The following is a 17,175-nucleotide window of genomic DNA, read 5'->3' as shown; positions in this document are numbered from 1 at the left end:
TTGCCGCTCAGCGCGACAAGGCCTTTTTTGTGGGCGCTTGCCGCCCTACCGGCTGCGGGAATTGGCTTCGGAAATCTGGCCGTTCAAGGTCCAGAAGTCGTACAGCACACCGACCAGGAACAAGCCGCCAGTGAAGAAGTAGATGATCGCCGAGATCCACTTGCCCTGGTACAGCCGGTGCACACCAAAGATACCCAGGAAGGTCAGCAGGACCCAGGCAATGTTGTAGTCGATACGACCGGACTGGAAACGCATGTCAGCTTCGCGGTCCATCGACGGGATCAGGAACAGGTCGATCAGCCAGCCTATGCCAAGCAGGCCCAAGGTGAAGAACCAGATTGTCCCGGTGATCGGCTTGCCGTAGTAGAAACGGTGCGAGCCGGTAAAGCCGAAGATCCACAACAAGTAACCGATGACCTTGCTGTGGGTGTCGTGGTGCGGCGTCCCCTGTTGATAACTGTTCATTCATAGCCCTCGTGGGTTATCCGAAAATTTTCTAAATAAAAATGTGACTTTTCCGCTGCAGGCCGACGTACGGCAGCATGACAATCGACCAACGGCCCTGAAAAGGAGCAAAAAGCTGTTATAAAGTTGCGCGCCAAACACATAAACATTCATAAGAGCTTCATCTATGCCGCCTTTATTCAAGACATGGCTGACCCTCTGCCTATTATTGCCCCTGGCCGCCCACGCCACCAATCGTGAGCAACGTCTTCCTAATGGTTTCACGGGCTACACCAGCAACACTTCGGTGAAACACGCGCCCGTCAAGCAGACCACGCTGCACGCACGCTCGAACTATTCGGGCAAAGGCCACAACCTGCCTGCCGTTGCGGCAATGTCGCCGAAGCAGAGCAGCGATGTGCTCAGCCGTGCGGTCAACGTGCTCGGTACCCCTTATGTTTGGGGCGGCAGCAACCCGAAAAAAGGGTTCGATTGCAGCGGGCTGGTCAAATACGCGTTCAACGACGTGGCAGATGTCGACCTGCCGCGTACGTCCAACGCCATGGCCCAGGGCCACGGCGTAAAAGTGGCAAAGAGCGACCTCAAGCCAGGCGATCTGATCTTCTTCAATATCAAGAGCCGCCGGGTCAATCACGTTGCCATCTACCTGGGTAACGACCGCTTTATCCATGCGCCGCGCACCGGCAAGCGGGTGAGCATCGACAACCTGAGCAAGCCGTACTGGCAGCAGCACTATGTGGTTGCCAAGCGGGTGCTGCCCAAAGAGCAGCAACAGCTGAGCCTGGCCAAGCGCTAAATCGGTTTCGGCCTCTTCGGGGCAAGACCGCGCCCACAGAATCAGCACCGTTTTCCAGTGCTGTGCAGTAACTGTGGGAGCGGGCTTGCCCGCGAAAGGGCCGGAACAGGCTCTAAAAATCCCCGATCAATCCATTCTCCCTCAGCCCAAACATCGCCCCCTCCATCGTCCGCATTCCCTCCGCCGCCCCCGCCTGCATAACCGAACACAACTGCGCCATCCGCCCCTCCCGCACCAGGTTGCGCACCGCAGGCGTCGCCACCAACACCTCTCGCGCCGCCACCCGGCCGCCGCCCACACGCTTGACCAGCACCTGTGCCACCACCAGGCGCAACGACTCCGCCAGCATCGCCCGCACCAGCGGCTTTTCGTCTGCCGCAAATACCTCGATCAACCGATCAATGCTGCCGGCCGCAGACCGCGTATGCACCGTTGCCAGCACCAGATGCCCCGTCTGCGCCGCGCGTAGCGCCAGGCGGATGGTTTCCAGGTCGCGCAATTCGCCAATCATGATCACATCCGGGTCCTGACGCAGAGCGCTGCGCAGCCCTTGACCGAAGTCGCGACAATGCCGGCCGATCTCGCGCTGGTTGACCAGGCTGCATTGGCTGCTGTGGATAACTTCAACAGGGTCTTCGAGGGTGATGATATGTAGCGCCCGCTCACCATTGAGCCGGTCAATCAGTGCCGCCAGGGTGCTCGACTTGCCGCTGCCGGTCGGGCCGCCTACCAGCACCAGGCCATCCCTGTGCTGCGCAACGGCTTGAAACACTTCTTCAAGATCAAGTTCGTCGACACTGGCAATGCGTTTCGGAATCAGACGAAACGAGGCTGCCAGGCCGTTCAGCTGACGAAACAGATTGAGACGAAAACGCCCCAGCGATGCCAGTTCCAGTGCCAGATCCAGCTCGTCGCCTTGCAACCACTGCCGGCACTGGCCCTCGTCGAGCAGCGGGGTCAGTGCGTCGCTCAACCCTGCCGTGGTCACCCCCGGTAGCGGCATGCGCCGCAGCTCGCCATCCACACGCAGCATCGGTATCTCGCCCGCAGCCAGATGCAGGTCGCTCGCCCCTGCGCCCATGGCCCGGGCCAACAGGTCGGTCACATCCATGAGACTCCCCAATAGCCATCAAGCAGGTAGAATGCCGAAGATCTCCAGAGCCGACGGCATCGATCCATGTCCACCATAGCAGACAACCTTTCCGCCCTCGCCGCCCGTATCCACAACGCTGCCCAAGCTGCCGGGCGCGACCCGGCCAGCGTCCAGCTGCTGGCGGTGAGCAAGACCAAACCGGCCGCCGCCATTCGCGAAATCCACGCCGCCGGCGTGCGTGATGTCGGTGAAAATTACCTGCAGGAAGCCCTGGCCAAGCAGGAAGAACTGCGCGACCTGCCCTTGATCTGGCACTTCATCGGCCCCATTCAGTCGAACAAGACCAAAGCCATTGCCGAACATTTCGACTGGGTACACTCCGTGGACCGCCTGAAAATCGCCCAACGCCTGTCCGAACAGCGCCCTGCGGGCCTGCCACCGCTGAACATCTGCCTGCAGGTGAACGTCAGCGGTGAAGACAGCAAGTCCGGCTGCGCCCCAGCCGACCTACCAGCGCTGGCCAAAGCCGTGGCAGCACTGCCAAACCTGCGCCTGCGCGGCCTGATGGCGATCCCAGAGCCAACCGAAGACCGCGCCACTCAAGAGGCCGCCTTCGCCGGCCTGCGTAAGCTTCAGGAGCACCTGGAGCTTGGCCTGGACACCCTGTCGATGGGCATGAGCCACGACCTGGAAGCGGCCATCGCCCAAGGCGCGACCTGGGTACGTATCGGGACCGCCCTGTTCGGCGCCCGCAACTACGGCCCCGTCTGATTCCATGCTTTACTCACTCTTTCCTTCAAGGACCTGACATGAGCAAGACACGTATTGCCTTTATCGGCGCCGGCAACATGGCCGCCAGCCTGATCGGTGGCCTGCGTGCCCAGGGCCTGGACGCGGCGCAGATCCGTGCCAGCGACCCCGGCGCCGAGACCCGCACCCGCGTCCAGGCCGAACACGGCATCGAGGCATTCGAAGACAACGCCCAGGCCATCGCTGGTGCCGACGTGGTCGTGCTGGCAGTGAAGCCACAGGTCATGAAGGCCGTGTGCGAAGCGCTGAAGCCGAACCTGGAAGACGGCCAGCTGATCGTCTCGATCGCCGCCGGTATCACCTGCGCCAGCCTGCAGACCTGGCTGGGTGCCCGTCCGGTGGTGCGCTGCATGCCCAATACGCCGGCACTGCTGCGCCAGGGTGTCAGCGGCCTGTACGCCACCACTGAAGTGTCTGCCGAGCAACGCCAGCAGGCCGAGCAACTCCTGTCGGCAGTCGGCACCGCCCTGTGGCTGGAGCAAGAACAGCAACTGGACGCCGTCACCGCCGTTTCCGGCAGTGGCCCGGCCTACTTCTTCCTTCTCATCGAAGCGATGACCGCTGCGGGTGAAAAACTGGGCCTGCCACGCGAAACCGCCTCGCAGCTGACCCTGCAAACCGCCCTGGGCGCCGCGCACATGGCCGTGGCCAGTGATGTCGATGCCGCAGAACTGCGCCGCCGCGTCACCTCGCCAGCCGGCACTACCGAGGCGGCGATCAAGTCGTTCCAGGGCAACGGTTTCGAAGCCATCGTCGAACAGGCGCTGGAAGCGGCATCGAAGCGTTCCGCCGAGCTGGCCGAACAACTGGGCAAATAAGGAGCTGTTGATGAATGCACTGTCCGGCGCCGCGATCTTCGTGGTGCAAACCCTGGTCAGCCTGTACCTGGTAATCGTTCTGCTGCGCTTTGTGCTGCAACTGGTCAAGGCCAACTTCTACAACCCGCTGAGCCAGTTCGCCGTGCGCGCGACCCAGCCGCTGCTCAAGCCGATCCGCCGGGTGATCCCCAGCATCGGTGGCCTGGACACTTCGTCGCTGCTGTTGGCGATCGTCATCCAGGCACTGCTCATGGGCTTCGTGCTGATGGTCACCTACGGCACCTTCGGCGACGTCCTGCACCTGCTGATGTGGGCCATCATCGGCATCACTTCGCTGTTCCTGAAAATCTTCTGGGTCGCGATGATCGTCATGGTGATCGTTTCCTGGGTCGCACCGAACAGCCACAACCCGGCTGCCGAACTGGCCTGGCAGATCAGTGAGCCCGTCCTGGCACCGTTCCGCCGCATCGTGCCCAACCTGGGCGGCATGGACATCTCGCCAATCTTTGCCTTCCTGGCGATCCAGGTGATCCAGTCGTTCGTCATGCCACCGCTGGCAGCCTACGCGGGCATGCCACAGGAACTGTGGCGGATGATCTAAGCCTCGATGCCTGCTGGTTTCCCCCAGCGGCAAGCCTTTGCTTGCCGCTGGGGGTAGCGCTCTTTAGACTTACGCCTCCGTCAAGCGTGAGCAGGGTCGATGTCCACTGTCCTTCCCGAAGATTCCGTCGGTCTGGTTACACCGCAAATTGCCAAGTTCGATGAACCGCTGGCCCTGGCCTGTGGCCGCTCGCTGAACAGCTACGAGCTGATCTACGAGACCTACGGCACCCTGAACGCCAGCGCAAGCAATGCCGTGCTGATCTGCCATGCCCTGTCCGGCCATCACCATGCCGCGGGTTACCATGCCGCCACCGACCGCAAGCCGGGCTGGTGGGACAGCTGCATCGGCCCTGGCAAGCCGATCGATACCAACCGCTTCTTCGTGGTCAGCCTGAACAACCTCGGCGGCTGCAACGGCAGCACTGGCCCGAGCAGCATCAACCCGGCCACCGGCAAGCCTTATGGCGCCGAGTTCCCGGTACTGACCGTGGAAGACTGGGTGCACAGCCAGGCACGCCTGGCCGACCGCCTGGGCATTGCGCAGTGGGCCGCCATCGTCGGTGGCAGCCTGGGCGGCATGCAGGCATTGCAGTGGACCATAACCTACCCCGAACGCGTGCGTCACTGCGTGGACATCGCCTCGGCGCCCAAGCTGTCGGCGCAGAACATCGCCTTCAACGAAGTGGCACGCCAGGCCATCCTCACCGACCCCGAGTTCCACGGCGGCTCGTTTCAGGACCAGGGCGTGATCCCCAAGCGCGGCCTGATGTTGGCGCGCATGGTCGGCCACATCACTTACCTGTCCGACGACTCGATGGGTGAGAAATTCGGCCGCGAGCTGAAGAGCGACAAGCTCAACTACGACTTCCACAGCGTCGAATTCCAGGTCGAAAGCTACCTGCGCTATCAGGGCGAGGAGTTTTCCGGCCGTTTCGACGCCAACACCTACCTGCTGATGACCAAGGCTCTGGACTATTTCGACCCGGCCGCGGCACAAGGTGGCGACCTGGCCGCCACCCTGGCCCACGTCAAGGCAGACTACTGCATCATGTCGTTCACCACCGACTGGCGCTTCTCGCCAGCCCGCTCGCGGGAGATCGTCGATGCCTTGATGGCAGCGCGCAAGAACGTCTGCTATCTGGAAATCGACTCACCTTATGGGCACGATGCCTTCCTGATCCCCACACCTCGCTACATGCAGGGTTTCGCGAACTACATGAACCGCATCGCCATCTGAGGACAGCATGAGAGCCGATCTGGAAATCATCCACGAGTGGATTCCCGCTGGCAGCCGGGTACTCGACCTGGGCTGCGGCAATGGCGAGCTGCTGGCCTCGCTGCGTGACCGCAAGCAGGTCACCGGTTATGGCCTGGAGATCGACGCCGACAACATCGCCGCCTGCGTGGCCAAGGGCGTCAACGTCATCGAACAGGACCTCGACAAGGGTCTGGGCAACTTTGCCAGCAACAGCTTCGATGTGGTGATCATGACCCAGGCCCTGCAAGCCGTGGAGTACCCCGACCGCATTCTGGACGAGATGCTGCGGGTAGGCCGCCAGTGCATCATCACCTTCCCCAACTTCGGCCATTGGCGCTGCCGCTGGTACCTGGCCACCAAGGGCCGCATGCCGGTGTCGGACTTCATGCCCTACACCTGGTACAACACGCCGAACATCCACTTCTGCACCTTCGCCGACTTCGAAGAGCTGTGCCATGAGCGCCGCGCCAAGGTCCTGGACCGCCTCGCCGTCGACCACTTGCACCGTAACGGGTGGGGTGGGCGGCTATGGCCTAATCTACTAGGTGAAATCGGCATCTATCGCGTCAGTAGCCCAGGCCTGCAGGAGCACCAACTGGCGGTCTGACGCCCACCGGAGGACTCGCACCATGCGTCGCCTAGCCCTGTTCCTGATCAGCCTGTGCCTGGCACTGCCAGTGATGGCGGCCGATGCTGCCCGCCCCGAGCGCAAGGAAGTCTTTGGCGACGTGACGGTGCACTACAGCGCTTTCACCTCGAGCATGCTGCAACCGGACATCGCCGCTGCCACCGGGCTCAACCGCAGCAAGAACCAAGGCGTGCTCAACATCGCCGTGCTCAAGGCCGACAAGCCGGCGATGGCGGTGGTCAGCGGCACGGTGAAAGACCTGACCGGGCGCACCAGCCCGCTGTCGTTCAAGCAGATAACCGACCAAGGCGCGGTGTACTACATCGCCCAGTTCAAGATCGAGCAGGCCGAGACCCTGACCTTCGACCTCAATGTCGAAACCGGCGGGGTCAGCCATCAACTCAGTTTCAACCAGGAAGTGTTCCCAGGCGAATGATGAATTTCCAGCAACTCGTATTGGCCAGCCACAACGCCGGCAAGCTCAAGGAACTCCAGGCCATGCTCGGCCAGTCCGTGCAACTGCGCTCGATCGGCGAGTTCAGCCAGGTCGAGCCCGAGGAAACCGGCCTGTCGTTCGTCGAAAACGCCATCCTCAAGGCCCGCAATGCAGCACGCATCTCTGGCCTGCCAGCACTTGCCGACGACTCCGGCCTGGCGGTGGACTTCCTCGGCGGCGCGCCGGGCATCTACTCGGCGCGTTATGCCGATGGCAAAGGTGACGCGGCGAACAATGCCAAGTTGCTCGAAGCCCTGAAAGACGTGCCGCAAGACCAGCGCGGCGCGCAGTTCGTCTGCGTGCTGGCCCTGGTGCGCCATGCCGATGACCCGCTGCCGATCCTTTGCGAAGGCCTGTGGCACGGCAGCATCCTGTTCGAAGCCAGCGGCGAGCATGGCTTCGGCTACGACCCGCTGTTCTGGGTGCCAGAGCGCAAGTGTTCGAGCGCCGACCTCGCCCCTGTGGATAAGAACCAGCTCAGCCACCGCGCCCGCGCCATGGCCCTGCTGCGTCAACGTCTGGGCCTGGCATGATCGCAACGCTGTCCGAAGCCGGCGCGGTGGCGCTCACCAGCCTGCCGCCGCTGGCGCTGTACATCCACATCCCGTGGTGTGTGCGCAAATGCCCTTACTGCGATTTCAACTCCCACGCCGCCGGGCCTGAGCTACCGGAAGAGGCCTACGTCGACGCCCTGTTGACCGACCTCGACCTGGAACTGGCCGCCGTGCAGGGTCGGACACTGTCGTCGATCTTCTTCGGCGGCGGTACGCCGAGCCTGTTCGGCGCCAATGCCCTGGGGCGCCTGCTGCGCGGCGTAGAGCAGCGCATCCCGTTCGCGCCGGACATCGAGATCACCCTCGAGGCCAACCCGGGTACTTTCGAGCAGGAGAAGTTCAAGGCCTACCGGCAAACGGGTATCAACCGCCTGTCGATCGGTGTGCAGAGCTTCCAGCCGGCCAAGCTGGAGGCACTGGGGCGCATCCACAATGGCGACGAGGCGATCCGCGCCGCCGGCATGGCACGTGCTGCGGGCTTCGACAACTTCAACATGGACTTGATGCACGGCCTGCCCGACCAGTCGCTGGACGACGCCTTGGGCGACCTGCGCCAAGCCATCGACCTGGGGCCGACGCACCTGTCGTGGTATCAGCTGACCGTCGAGCCAAACACAGTGTTCTGGAACCAGCCGCCGGAGCTGCCCGAGGACGATATCCTCTGGGACATCCAGGAAGCCGGCCAGGCCCTGATGGCGGCCCACGGCTTCAAGCAGTATGAGGTTTCGGCCTACGCCCAGGCTGACCGTGCCGCCCGGCACAACCTCAACTACTGGCGCTTCGGCGACTTCATCGGCATCGGTGCCGGCGCCCATGGCAAGCTGACATTCGCCGATGGCCGCATCCTGCGCACCTGGAAGACCCGCCTGCCTAAGGATTACCTGAACCTGGCCAAGCCGTTCAAGGCCGGCGAGAAGCTGCTGCCGGTCGACGAGTTGCCGTTCGAGTTCCTGATGAACGCCCTGCGCCTCACCGATGGCGTGGAAGCTGAGCTGTTCACCCAACGCACCGGGCTGCCCCTGGCACAGCTGGCCGAAGCCCGCCGTGCGGCCGAACAAAAGGGCCTTTTGCAGGTCGAACCGGATCGACTGGTGGCCACGCCACGCGGCCAGCTGTTCCTCAATGACCTGCTGCAGTATTTCTTGACCTAAGGATGACCCATGGATCTGGTACTTGATCTGCTCGCCACGGTTTCGCGCTGGAGCCGCAGCAACCTGTCGGAGATTTCCCTGGCCCTGGTAGGCTGCCTGCTGGTGCTGTTCGGCACCGATATCAAAGGCTGGGTGGACCAGCGCCTGGGCGCCCTGGCGGGTGCGTTGCGCGTGCCGGTCATGGCTGCGCTGGTGATGATCGGCAGTGGTGCGGCGCTGATCTATGCCACGCCTTGGGTAGTGAAGGGACTGGGGCAGTTCAACAACTATGCCTTGGCGCCGGTGCTGTTGGTTGTACTAGTACTGATTGGCGTTGTGGCTGACCGCCGCGGGTGAGCCTGCTAAAAGCTGCCCCGGCGAACCAGGGCAGCTCTACCACCTGACTAGCCCTTACTGGGCATCGTCGAAGTGATCGCGCATGAAGTCTCGAACAGTCTTGATCACAGTCAGGATCCGGACGAGCCTCCAGACGCGGCTCAGCGTATCAAGCAAACGCTTCATAAGCCTTGGCCTCCGTGTTGGCGGGCCAATCTTCCAGCATCTAACCGGTACTTCGATGCCTTCGAAAACTGTGTGAACGTTTTCGGTGAAGTGGCCAGGTTGATGGCCCTTCGAAATCAGATACCGGCATGGTTCTCAGGCCATGTCGAAGGGGCCGAAAAGCAGAATTCTTCTCCTACCCGGCCCATCAGCGAACTCGCCCACACAGGAGCAGCGCGATGATACTTGGGATGCGCGGTCAAAGTTGTTAACCGCGCCGACACACGTGATGCTGGATATTTCTGATCATTGACGCGTCCTTTCTGGCTGCCTATGATCCACTGACTGTGTGAACGTTTTCGATGAAATCCCGGAGCAAAGGATACTCAGTCCTGAAGCTCCCCCAAAAAAAACCGCCCTTCTCAGAGCGGTTTTTTTTCGCCTGCAGTTATACAGGCATCAGCACATAGAAAGGCTTATCCAGCCGATCAATCCACCTTCTCGAACTTCAGATCCCACACCCCATGCCCCAGCCGCTCGCCGCGGCGTTCGAACTTGGTGATCGGGCGCTCTTCCGGGCGCGGCACGTAAGTACCGTCTTCAGCACGGTTACGATAACCCGGGGCTGCGCTCATCACTTCCAGCATGTACTCGGCATAGGGTTCCCAGTCAGTCGCCATGTGGAACACGCCACCAGGCTTGAGCTTACGCCGTACCAGCTCGGCGAACTCCAGCTGGACGATACGGCGCTTGTGGTGACGCGCCTTGTGCCAAGGGTCAGGGAAGAACAGCATCAGGCGATCGAGGCTGTTGTCGGCCACACAGCGGTTGAGCACCTCAATGGCGTCGCAGTCGTAGACACGCAGGTTCTTCAGACCCTGGGTCAGCACACCGTTGAGCAGTGCGCCGACACCCGGACGGTGCACTTCAACACCGATGAAGTCCTGCTCAGGCGCAGCAGCGGCCATCTCCAGCAGGGAATGGCCCATGCCGAAGCCGATCTCCAGGGTACGCGGCGCCGAACGGCCGAACACCTGGTCGTAATCCACCGGGCTGTCGGCCAGCGGCAGGATGTACAGCGGGCCGCCCTGGTCAAGGCCGCGTTGCTGGCCTTCGGTCATGCGCCCGGCGCGCATCACGAAACTCTTGATGCGGCGGTGTGGGCGGGCTTCGCCGTCGGCGGAGATCGGCGTATCTTGCGAGTCAGTCATCAGGGGCTCTTACTTGATCAGACCATCCAGCGGCGACGAGGCGCTGGCATAAAGTTTTTTCGGCATGCGGCCGGCCAGGTAGGCCATGCGACCGGCGAGGATGGCGTGCTTCATGGCCTCGGCCATCAGCACCGGCTGTTGGGCGTGGGCGATAGCCGAGTTCATCAGCACGGCTTCACAGCCCATTTCCATGGCGATGGTGGCATCCGAGGCGGTGCCCACACCTGCATCGACCAGTACCGGCACCTTCGATTCTTCGAGGATGATCTGCAGGTTGTACGGGTTGCAGATGCCCAGGCCAGTGCCGATCAGGCCGGCCAGCGGCATCACCGCGATGCAGCCGGCTTCGGCCAGCTGGCGGGCGATGATCGGGTCGTCGCTGGTGTAGACCATCACGTCAAAACCGTCCTTGACCAGCACTTCGGCGGCCTTGAGGGTTTCGATCACGTTAGGGAACAGGGTTTTCTGGTCGGCCAGCACTTCCAGCTTCACCAGCGTGCGCGACTCGTGGGACTTGTGACCATCGAGCAGCTCACGGGCCAGACGGCAGGTACGCACCGCCTCGACAGCGTCAAAGCAACCTGCCGTGTTTGGCAGGATGGTGTACTTGTCGGGCGACAGCACGTCGAGCAGGTTCGGCTCGCCCGCATTCTGGCCCAGGTTGGTCCGGCGCACGGCCACGGTGACGATTTCGGCACCCGAGGCCTCGGTGGCCAGGCGGGTTTCTTCCATGTCACGGTATTTGCCGGTGCCGACCAGCAGGCGCGACTGGAAAGTGCGCCCGGCCAGGATGAAGGGCTTGTCGCTACGAACGTTGCTCATCGTTGTTCCTCGGGAAAAGATTGCTGGGCTTGCAGGTGAATCGCCGGACCGGGGTCAGCCACCACCGATGGCGTGGACCACCTCGACCTGATCGCCTTCGTTCAGCTGCGTGCTGTCGTGCTGGCTACGCGGCACGATATCCAGGTTGAGTTCCACCGCCACCCGGCGCCCGGTCAGTTCCAGGCGGGTCAGCAGCGCCGCGACGCTTTCGCCAGCGGGCAATTCGTAAGGTTCACCGTTCAGTTGAATGCGCATGCGCACGGCCACCATTGTTCTTTGGGGCCCGCATTCTAGCGCCGATCCACGTATGAACCCAAGGGCGCTGCACGCCATTAGTCGCGATTGTGGACCGCTTGGTCAGCCCAGGCGCCAGGCAGCCAGGCCCAGGCACAGCCAACCGGCGAGGAAGCACAGGCCACCAATGGGTGTGATGATACCCAGCTTGCCCAGGCCGCTGAGGGTCAGCAGGTACAGGCTACCGGAGAACAGCACGATGCCCAGGGCGAACAGACCGCCGGCCCAGCCAACCAGGCGCCCCGGCAGGTGCGCCGAAAGCACGGCGACACCAAAGATCGCCAGGGCATGCACCAGCTGATAGGTGACCCCCGTGTGGAAAATGGCCAGGTAATCCGCGGTCAGGCGGTTCCTAAGCCCATGCGCGGCGAACGCGCCCAGGGCGACGCCGGTGAAGCCGAAGAAGGCGGCGAGCATGAGGAAGCTGCGAAGCATGGGACGACTCCTTGTATCGGGTCTGTATAATGGCCCGTTCCACCGGTCCGGCCAAGCCATCGCCATGCTGTCATCCATTCTCCGCCGCTTCGCCCGCGCCCTGCTCTGGTTCGCCACCGGCAGTATCGTGCTGGTACTGGTGTTTCGCTGGGTACCGCCTCCGGGCACCGCCCTGATGCTCGAGCGCAAGGTCCAATCATGGGTGAGTGGCGAGCCGATCGACCTGCAACGCGACTGGGAACCGTGGGAAAACATCTCCGACGAGCTCAAGGTTGCGGTCATCGCCGGAGAAGACCAGAAGTTCGCCAGCCATTGGGGCTTCGACATTCCGGCCATCCAGGCGGCACTGGCATACAACGAGCGTGGTGGCAGCATTCGTGGTGCCAGCACCTTGACCCAACAGGTGGCCAAAAACCTGTTCCTGTGGTCGGGCCGCAGCTGGTTCCGCAAGGGGCTGGAAGCCTGGTTCACCGCGCTGATCGAGCTGTTCTGGTCGAAGGAACGCATTCTCGAGGTGTATCTGAACAGCGCCGAATGGGGCCAGGGCGTGTTTGGCGCCCAGGCGGCCGCCCGCTATCACTTTGGTGTGGATGCCAGCCGGCTGACCCGCCAGCAGGCCGCGCAACTCGCGGCGGTGCTGCCAAGCCCGATCAAATGGAGTGCCAGCCGCCCGAGCGCCTACGTGGCGAGCCGAGCGGGCTGGATTCGGCGACAGATGAGCCAGTTGGGTGGCCCCAGCTACCTGATGCAACTAGATTCTTCGCGCAAACTTTGAATTTCTGGGGCTGCTGCGCAGCCCATTCGCGACACAAGGCCGCTTCTACAGGCAGGAGTGCCCCATAATCGCGCTGGCAAAAAAAAGCCGCTCACCCTCTTCGGGCAAGCGGCTTCTCGATGCAACCAAGCCTGATCAGGTGGTGATCAGCGCCTTGACCTTGTTCATCGCATTTTTCTCCAGCTGGCGAATCCGCTCAGCCGAAACGCTGTACTTGTCAGCCAGCTCATGCAACGTGGCCTTTTCTTCCGCCAGCCAGCGCTGGTAGAGAATATCGCGGCTGCGATCATCCAGGCCTTGCAGCGCTTCGTGCAGGTTGCTGGTGGAGTTGTCACTCCAGTCGGCATCCTCAAGCTGTACAGCCGGGTCGTAGCGGTGGTCTTCCAGGTAATGCGCAGGCGACTGGAAAGCGCTGTCGTCATCCGCTTCGGCTGCCGGGTCGAAGGCCATGTCCTGGCCACTCAGGCGACTTTCCATCTCGCGCACTTCACGTGGCTCGACGCCGAGGCTTTCAGCCACGCGATGAACCTCGTCGTTGTTCAGCCAGGCCAGGCGCTTCTTCTGGCTGCGCAGGTTGAAGAACAGCTTGCGCTGGGCCTTGGTGGTCGCCACCTTGACGATGCGCCAGTTGCGCAGGATGAATTCGTGGATCTCTGCCTTGATCCAGTGCACGGCGAAGGACACCAGGCGCACACCCATTTCCGGGTTGAAACGCTTGACTGCCTTCATCAGGCCTACGTTGCCTTCCTGGATCAGGTCGGCCTGGGCCAGCCCATAGCCTGCATAGCTACGTGCGATATGTACGACGAAACGCAGGTGGGCCATCACCATTTGCCGAGCGGCCTCGAGATCCTGCTCGTAATAGAGACGCTCGGCCAGATCACGCTCCTGCTCGACAGACAACAGCGGGATGCTGTTGACCGTGTGCACGTAGGCTTCCAGGTTTGCACCGGGTACCAGGGCATAGGCAGGTTGCAACGATGTGGTCATTCAAGAACCTCCGACTTACTAAACTCGCGCCTTGTGGGCGCTGCCAACATTGACCCGGAACGACCGTACAAGTTCCCTGGTGAAGAAAATGTCAATGCTGGCACGTAAAAACTATCGCGGCGCCAGCTCGTTCAGATGACGAGCGACTGCGATCCATGCACCGATATACCCCAACAGCACCGCTCCGATCAAGAGCGACAGACCATCGGAAGCCGGCACACCACCCAGGGCGAAGTCACTGCCGTACAGCCCGGACAGCCCTACCACGGCCTCGTTCAGCCAGTTCAGACCAAAGGCCAGGATCGCCCATGCCAGCAAGCCCGCACCCAGGCCATACAAGGCGCCCATGTACAGGAAAGGCCGGCGTACGTAGCTGTCGGTGCCGCCTACCAGCTTGATCACTTCGATCTCGATACGGCGGTTTTCAATGTGTAGACGAATTGTGTTACCGATTACTAACAGCAACGCAGAAATCAGCATTACCGCCAGGCCGAAGACGAAGCGATCGCCGAGCTTGAGGATCGCCGCCAGGCGCTCCACCCATACCAGGTCCAGCTGCGCATTTTCTACCCTTGGCAGTTCCGACAGGCGCTGCCGCAGGGCTTCCAGGGCTGGCTTGTCGACTTCGGTCGGGGTCACCACCACGACACCGGGCAACGGGTTGTCGGGCAATTCGCGCAGGGCCTCGCCCAGCCCGGACTGCTGCTGGAACTCTTCAAGGGCCTGCCCGGGGCTGACGTACTGAGCTTCGGCGACACCCGGCATGCGCCTGATGTCGTCGCGCAGGGCTTCACCCTGCTGGCTGCCCGCATCGAGCTTGAGGTAGAGCGAAATCTGCGCAGCGCGTTGCCAGGAGCCGCCCAGCACCTCGATATTCTTCAACAACAGCGACAGGCCCATGGGCATGCTAAGGGCCACTGCCATCACCAGGCAGGTGAAGAAGCTACCGATCGGCTGCTTGCCCAGGCGTCGCAGGCTGTCGGCCAGGCTGGCACGATGGCTTTCCAGCCAGGCGTGCAGCAGGGTGCGAAAATCCGGGCCGTCGTCGTCGTGATCGCCGCCCCTCTTCTTGTTTGCTGGCTGCGGGTCGGCCGCCTTGGGCGCAACGCGCTCGGAAACCTTTGGTGTACGTGTAGTGCTCATTGCCCGGCCTCCCCATCGCCGATCAGACGACCGCGCTGCAAGGTCAGCATGCGGTGGCGCATGCGCGCAATCAGTGCCAGGTCGTGGCTGGCGATCAGAACTGTGGTGCCCAGGCGGTTGATGTCTTCGAACACGCCCATGATCTCTGCGGCCAGGCGCGGGTCGAGGTTACCGGTGGGCTCATCCGCCAGCAGCAAGGCCGGCTGGTGGACGATGGCACGGGCAATACCGACCCGCTGTTGCTGGCCCGTGGACAGGTCGGCCGGGAACAGCTCGCCCTTGTCCGATAGCGAAACACGCTCCAGCGCCGAATCAACGCGCTTGGCGATCTCTGCCTTGGACAAGCCGAGAATCTGCAGCGGCAGGGCGATGTTGTTGAACACGGTGCGGTCGAACAGTAGCTGGTGGTTCTGGAACACCACGCCGATCTGCCGGCGCAGGAACGGGATCTGTGCATTGCTGATCTGGCCCAGGTCCTGCCCGGCCAGCATCAGCTTGCCGCTGGTCGGGCGTTCCATGGCCAGCAGCAGGCGCAGCAAGGTGCTTTTGCCCGCCCCCGAATGCCCGGTGACGAACAGGAACTCGCCCCGGCGCGCCCGGAAACTCAGCTCATGCAAGCCGACATGGCCATTGGGGTAGCGCTTGGCAACCTGTTCGAATCGGATCATGGTCAGTCTCGCTCGGCGAACAGAGCCTTGACGAACGGCTCGGCTTCGAAGGTGCGCAGGTCGTCGATGCCTTCACCGACGCCGATGAAGCGGATCGGGATGTTGAACTGCTTGGCCAGGGCGAAGATCACCCCGCCCTTGGCGGTACCGTCCAGCTTGGTCAGGGCCAGGCCGGTGAGTTCGACGCTCTGGTTGAAGTACTTGGCCTGGCTGATTGCGTTCTGCCCGGTACCGGCATCGAGCACCAGAAGCACCTCGTGCGGCGCCTCGGCGTCGAGTTTGCCGATCACCCTGCGGACCTTCTTCAGCTCTTCCATCAGGTTGTCTTTGGTGTGCAGGCGGCCGGCGGTGTCGGCGATCAGCACATCGACACCACGGGCCTTGGCGGCCTGTACAGCGTCGAAGATCACCGAGGCGGAGTCGGCGCCGGTGTGCTGGGCGATAACCGGGATCTGGTTACGCTCACCCCAGACCTGCAACTGCTCGACAGCGGCGGCGCGGAAGGTATCACCGGCAGCCAGCATGACTTTCTTGCCTTCCAGCTGCAGCTTCTTGGCAAGCTTGCCGATGGTGGTGGTCTTGCCGGCACCGTTCACGCCGACCACCAGAATCACATAGGGCTTGTTCTGCGCTTCGACCTTGAGCGGCTGCTCGACCGGGCGCAGCAGTGCGGCCAGCTCTTCCTGCAGGGACTTGTACAGCGCGTCGGCGTCGGCCAGCTGCTTACGGGCGACCTTCTGGGTCAGGTTCTGGACAATGGCCGAAGTGGCTTCTACGCCAACGTCAGCAGTCAGCAGCCGGGTTTCGATCTCGTCGAGCAGGTCGTCATCGATGACCTTCTTGCCCAGGAACAGGCTGGCCATGCCCTCGCCGATGCTGGCGCTGGTCTTCGACAGGCCCTGCTTGAGGCGGGCGAAGAAGCCGGGTTTGGACTGCTCGGTGGCAACCGGCGCGGCAACTACGGGGGCTGGCTCTGGCGCCACTGGCGCAGGCGCCGCGACTGCGGCCGCTACCACAGGCTCTGGCGCGGGACGTTCCGGAATCACCGGCGGCGCCTTCGGCTCCAGGTCCGGCACCAGCGCCACAGGTTCTTCAGCTACCGGAAGCACCAGATTACTGACGGGGGCGGCATGCTCGACAACTGGGGCAACTTCGACCGGCCCCGCTTGCAGCGGCACAGAGGCGACGGGCTCAGGCGTCGGTGCGACCACCGGCTCAGCAGCGATCGGCTCAGGCTCGGGTGCGTGCAATGGCTGGGAAGCGAGCGGCTCTGGCACAGGCGCTTCGACCACCGGGGCCACCGGGGCCACCGGCTCGACCGGCGTAGGCTGCTCGGCAAGCGGCTGCTCGACGGCAGGCTGCGGCGTTACCGGTTCGGCTGGCTGCGCCTCGGGCGCTTGTGGCTCAGGCGCTTGAGGCTGTTCGGCGACAGGTTGCTGCGGCTTCTTGCGAAACCAGCTGAACAGGCCTTTTTTCTCGCCAGCCTCGGCCGGCGCTTTTTTGTCGTCGTTGGAACCAAACATGGAAGACGGCTATCTCAGGGTAGCGATGGGCCAGCAGCTGGCGCATCGGGAATTCTCTAAACGCAGAACAGACTATTTTGAATCCGACTGGTTCATGCGCAATGTTTTGTCTTAATGGGCCTGCGGGCCAGAACGGCGACAGGCATGGTCGCCAGGCAACCG

21 protein-coding genes are annotated in these 17,175 nt (G+C 62.6%); 11 read left to right on the top strand and 10 right to left on the bottom strand.

What is annotated here, in order from left to right; all coding sequences use genetic code 11:
* Positions 1-45 precede the first annotated feature (45 nt).
* Positions 46-465: an NINE protein gene (locus H040_RS15635; protein ID WP_027920986.1), complete on the bottom strand. Its 420-nt coding sequence runs from the start codon at positions 463-465 to the stop codon at positions 46-48.
* A 166-nt stretch (positions 466-631) separates the two neighbouring features.
* On the opposite strand from H040_RS15635, the gene H040_RS15630 reads away from it, so the two are divergent.
* Entirely contained in the window at positions 632-1,261 is a 630-nt protein-coding gene (locus H040_RS15630) for a C40 family peptidase (protein WP_027920985.1), read from the top strand.
* 112 nt (positions 1,262-1,373) lie between these two features.
* Here H040_RS15630 and H040_RS15625 read toward each other — a convergent pair whose 3' ends face one another.
* The gene (locus H040_RS15625) at positions 1,374-2,372 is read right to left on the bottom strand and encodes a type IV pilus twitching motility protein PilT (protein WP_027920984.1); all 999 of its coding nucleotides are present in this window, start codon (positions 2,370-2,372) and stop codon (positions 1,374-1,376) included.
* 66 nt (positions 2,373-2,438) lie between these two features.
* Here H040_RS15625 and H040_RS15620 point away from each other — a divergent pair, with 66 nt between their 5' ends.
* The 9 genes from H040_RS15620 (at position 2,439) to H040_RS15580 (ending at position 9,008) form a co-directional block, all read left to right on the top strand.
* The gene (locus tag H040_RS15620) at positions 2,439-3,125 is read left to right on the top strand and encodes a YggS family pyridoxal phosphate-dependent enzyme (protein ID WP_027920983.1); all 687 of its coding nucleotides are present in this window, start codon (positions 2,439-2,441) and stop codon (positions 3,123-3,125) included.
* A gap of 38 nt (positions 3,126-3,163) precedes the next feature.
* Positions 3,164-3,982: a pyrroline-5-carboxylate reductase gene (proC, locus tag H040_RS15615; protein ID WP_027920982.1), complete on the top strand. Its 819-nt coding sequence runs from the start codon at positions 3,164-3,166 to the stop codon at positions 3,980-3,982.
* A gap of 10 nt (positions 3,983-3,992) precedes the next feature.
* Complete coding sequence (locus H040_RS15610) at positions 3,993-4,583, top strand: YggT family protein (RefSeq protein WP_027920981.1); 591 nt, start codon at positions 3,993-3,995, stop codon at positions 4,581-4,583.
* A gap of 99 nt (positions 4,584-4,682) precedes the next feature.
* The gene (gene metX / locus H040_RS15605) at positions 4,683-5,822 is read left to right on the top strand and encodes a homoserine O-succinyltransferase MetX (protein ID WP_027920980.1); all 1,140 of its coding nucleotides are present in this window, start codon (positions 4,683-4,685) and stop codon (positions 5,820-5,822) included.
* A 7-nt stretch (positions 5,823-5,829) separates the two neighbouring features.
* Entirely contained in the window at positions 5,830-6,450 is a 621-nt protein-coding gene (gene metW, locus H040_RS15600; protein WP_027920979.1) for a methionine biosynthesis protein MetW, read from the top strand.
* 22 nt (positions 6,451-6,472) lie between these two features.
* The gene (locus H040_RS15595) at positions 6,473-6,907 is read left to right on the top strand and encodes a DUF4426 domain-containing protein (RefSeq protein ID WP_027920978.1); all 435 of its coding nucleotides are present in this window, start codon (positions 6,473-6,475) and stop codon (positions 6,905-6,907) included.
* Complete coding sequence (gene rdgB / locus H040_RS15590) at positions 6,904-7,500, top strand: RdgB/HAM1 family non-canonical purine NTP pyrophosphatase (RefSeq protein WP_027920977.1); 597 nt, start codon at positions 6,904-6,906, stop codon at positions 7,498-7,500. The genes H040_RS15595 and rdgB overlap by 4 nt, the downstream gene beginning before the upstream one ends.
* Entirely contained in the window at positions 7,497-8,672 is a 1,176-nt protein-coding gene (hemW, locus tag H040_RS15585) for a radical SAM family heme chaperone HemW (protein ID WP_027920976.1), read from the top strand. Before rdgB ends, hemW begins: the two co-directional genes overlap by 4 nt.
* 9 nt (positions 8,673-8,681) lie before the next feature.
* Positions 8,682-9,008, top strand: coding sequence for a DUF3392 family protein (locus H040_RS15580; RefSeq protein WP_027920975.1), 327 nt, complete (start codon positions 8,682-8,684; stop codon positions 9,006-9,008).
* A 632-nt stretch (positions 9,009-9,640) separates the two neighbouring features.
* Here the strand turns inward: H040_RS15580 and trmB are convergent.
* The 4 genes from trmB to H040_RS15560 all read right to left on the bottom strand — a co-directional run bounded on the left by trmB (position 9,641) and on the right by H040_RS15560 (position 11,914).
* Complete coding sequence (gene trmB / locus H040_RS15575) at positions 9,641-10,363, bottom strand: tRNA (guanosine(46)-N7)-methyltransferase TrmB (RefSeq protein WP_027920974.1); 723 nt, start codon at positions 10,361-10,363, stop codon at positions 9,641-9,643.
* A gap of 9 nt (positions 10,364-10,372) precedes the next feature.
* Positions 10,373-11,185, bottom strand: a complete 813-nt coding sequence (locus H040_RS15570; RefSeq protein WP_027920973.1) for a thiazole synthase — start codon at positions 11,183-11,185, stop codon at positions 10,373-10,375.
* A gap of 54 nt (positions 11,186-11,239) precedes the next feature.
* Complete coding sequence (gene thiS, locus H040_RS15565; protein WP_033696634.1) at positions 11,240-11,440, bottom strand: sulfur carrier protein ThiS; 201 nt, start codon at positions 11,438-11,440, stop codon at positions 11,240-11,242.
* Between the two features lie 102 nt (positions 11,441-11,542).
* Positions 11,543-11,914: a DUF423 domain-containing protein gene (locus H040_RS15560; protein ID WP_027920971.1), complete on the bottom strand. Its 372-nt coding sequence runs from the start codon at positions 11,912-11,914 to the stop codon at positions 11,543-11,545.
* Positions 11,915-11,978: 64 nt separating this feature from the next.
* Between H040_RS15560 and mtgA the strand changes: the two genes are divergently transcribed.
* Positions 11,979-12,689 carry a monofunctional biosynthetic peptidoglycan transglycosylase gene (gene mtgA, locus H040_RS15555; RefSeq protein WP_027920970.1) on the top strand — a complete coding sequence of 237 codons (711 nt, stop codon included), beginning with the start codon at positions 11,979-11,981 and terminating at the stop codon, positions 12,687-12,689.
* A 135-nt stretch (positions 12,690-12,824) separates the two neighbouring features.
* Here mtgA and rpoH read toward each other — a convergent pair whose 3' ends face one another.
* The 4 genes from rpoH to ftsY all read right to left on the bottom strand — a co-directional run bounded on the left by rpoH (position 12,825) and on the right by ftsY (position 17,013).
* The gene (gene rpoH, locus H040_RS15550; protein WP_027920969.1) at positions 12,825-13,679 is read right to left on the bottom strand and encodes an RNA polymerase sigma factor RpoH; all 855 of its coding nucleotides are present in this window, start codon (positions 13,677-13,679) and stop codon (positions 12,825-12,827) included.
* A gap of 111 nt (positions 13,680-13,790) precedes the next feature.
* The gene (gene ftsX / locus H040_RS15545) at positions 13,791-14,822 is read right to left on the bottom strand and encodes a permease-like cell division protein FtsX (protein WP_027920968.1); all 1,032 of its coding nucleotides are present in this window, start codon (positions 14,820-14,822) and stop codon (positions 13,791-13,793) included.
* Positions 14,819-15,490 (bottom strand): cell division ATP-binding protein FtsE, encoded by a 672-nt coding sequence (ftsE, locus tag H040_RS15540; protein ID WP_012274659.1) that lies wholly within the window; start codon positions 15,488-15,490, stop codon positions 14,819-14,821. The genes ftsX and ftsE overlap by 4 nt, the downstream gene beginning before the upstream one ends.
* A 2-nt stretch (positions 15,491-15,492) precedes the next feature.
* On the bottom strand, positions 15,493-17,013 hold the full coding sequence (gene ftsY / locus H040_RS15535) for a signal recognition particle-docking protein FtsY (RefSeq protein ID WP_027920967.1): 1,521 nt from the start codon (positions 17,011-17,013) through the stop codon (positions 15,493-15,495).
* Positions 17,014-17,175 lie beyond the last annotated feature (162 nt).

Source organism: Pseudomonas sp. URMO17WK12:I7 (assembly GCF_003269045.1).
Taxonomy (GTDB): domain Bacteria; phylum Pseudomonadota; class Gammaproteobacteria; order Pseudomonadales; family Pseudomonadaceae; genus Aquipseudomonas; species Aquipseudomonas putida_J.
Note: the sequence above shows the minus strand (reverse complement) of the source record. Positions and strands in the feature narration are given on the sequence as shown.

Coding starts and splice junctions, on each gene's coding strand:
- proC (WP_027920982.1), top strand. CDS start 3,164: ATGAGCAAGACACGTATTGCCTTTATCGGCGCCGGCAACATGGCCGCC.
- metW (WP_027920979.1), top strand. CDS start 5,830: ATGAGAGCCGATCTGGAAATCATCCACGAGTGGATTCCCGCTGGCAGC.
- thiS (WP_033696634.1), bottom strand. CDS start 11,440: ATGCGCATTCAACTGAACGGTGAACCTTACGAATTGCCCGCTGGCGAA.
- ftsY (WP_027920967.1), bottom strand. CDS start 17,013: ATGTTTGGTTCCAACGACGACAAAAAAGCGCCGGCCGAGGCTGGCGAG.
- H040_RS15610 (WP_027920981.1), top strand. CDS start 3,993: ATGAATGCACTGTCCGGCGCCGCGATCTTCGTGGTGCAAACCCTGGTC.
- H040_RS15595 (WP_027920978.1), top strand. CDS start 6,473: ATGCGTCGCCTAGCCCTGTTCCTGATCAGCCTGTGCCTGGCACTGCCA.
- rpoH (WP_027920969.1), bottom strand. CDS start 13,679: ATGACCACATCGTTGCAACCTGCCTATGCCCTGGTACCCGGTGCAAAC.
- H040_RS15570 (WP_027920973.1), bottom strand. CDS start 11,185: ATGAGCAACGTTCGTAGCGACAAGCCCTTCATCCTGGCCGGGCGCACT.
- hemW (WP_027920976.1), top strand. CDS start 7,497: ATGATCGCAACGCTGTCCGAAGCCGGCGCGGTGGCGCTCACCAGCCTG.
- trmB (WP_027920974.1), bottom strand. CDS start 10,363: ATGACTGACTCGCAAGATACGCCGATCTCCGCCGACGGCGAAGCCCGC.
- ftsX (WP_027920968.1), bottom strand. CDS start 14,822: ATGAGCACTACACGTACACCAAAGGTTTCCGAGCGCGTTGCGCCCAAG.
- H040_RS15620 (WP_027920983.1), top strand. CDS start 2,439: ATGTCCACCATAGCAGACAACCTTTCCGCCCTCGCCGCCCGTATCCAC.
- H040_RS15635 (WP_027920986.1), bottom strand. CDS start 465: ATGAACAGTTATCAACAGGGGACGCCGCACCACGACACCCACAGCAAG.
- H040_RS15630 (WP_027920985.1), top strand. CDS start 632: ATGCCGCCTTTATTCAAGACATGGCTGACCCTCTGCCTATTATTGCCC.
- H040_RS15560 (WP_027920971.1), bottom strand. CDS start 11,914: ATGCTTCGCAGCTTCCTCATGCTCGCCGCCTTCTTCGGCTTCACCGGC.
- H040_RS15625 (WP_027920984.1), bottom strand. CDS start 2,372: ATGGATGTGACCGACCTGTTGGCCCGGGCCATGGGCGCAGGGGCGAGC.
- H040_RS15580 (WP_027920975.1), top strand. CDS start 8,682: ATGGATCTGGTACTTGATCTGCTCGCCACGGTTTCGCGCTGGAGCCGC.
- mtgA (WP_027920970.1), top strand. CDS start 11,979: ATGCTGTCATCCATTCTCCGCCGCTTCGCCCGCGCCCTGCTCTGGTTC.
- metX (WP_027920980.1), top strand. CDS start 4,683: ATGTCCACTGTCCTTCCCGAAGATTCCGTCGGTCTGGTTACACCGCAA.
- rdgB (WP_027920977.1), top strand. CDS start 6,904: ATGATGAATTTCCAGCAACTCGTATTGGCCAGCCACAACGCCGGCAAG.
- ftsE (WP_012274659.1), bottom strand. CDS start 15,490: ATGATCCGATTCGAACAGGTTGCCAAGCGCTACCCCAATGGCCATGTC.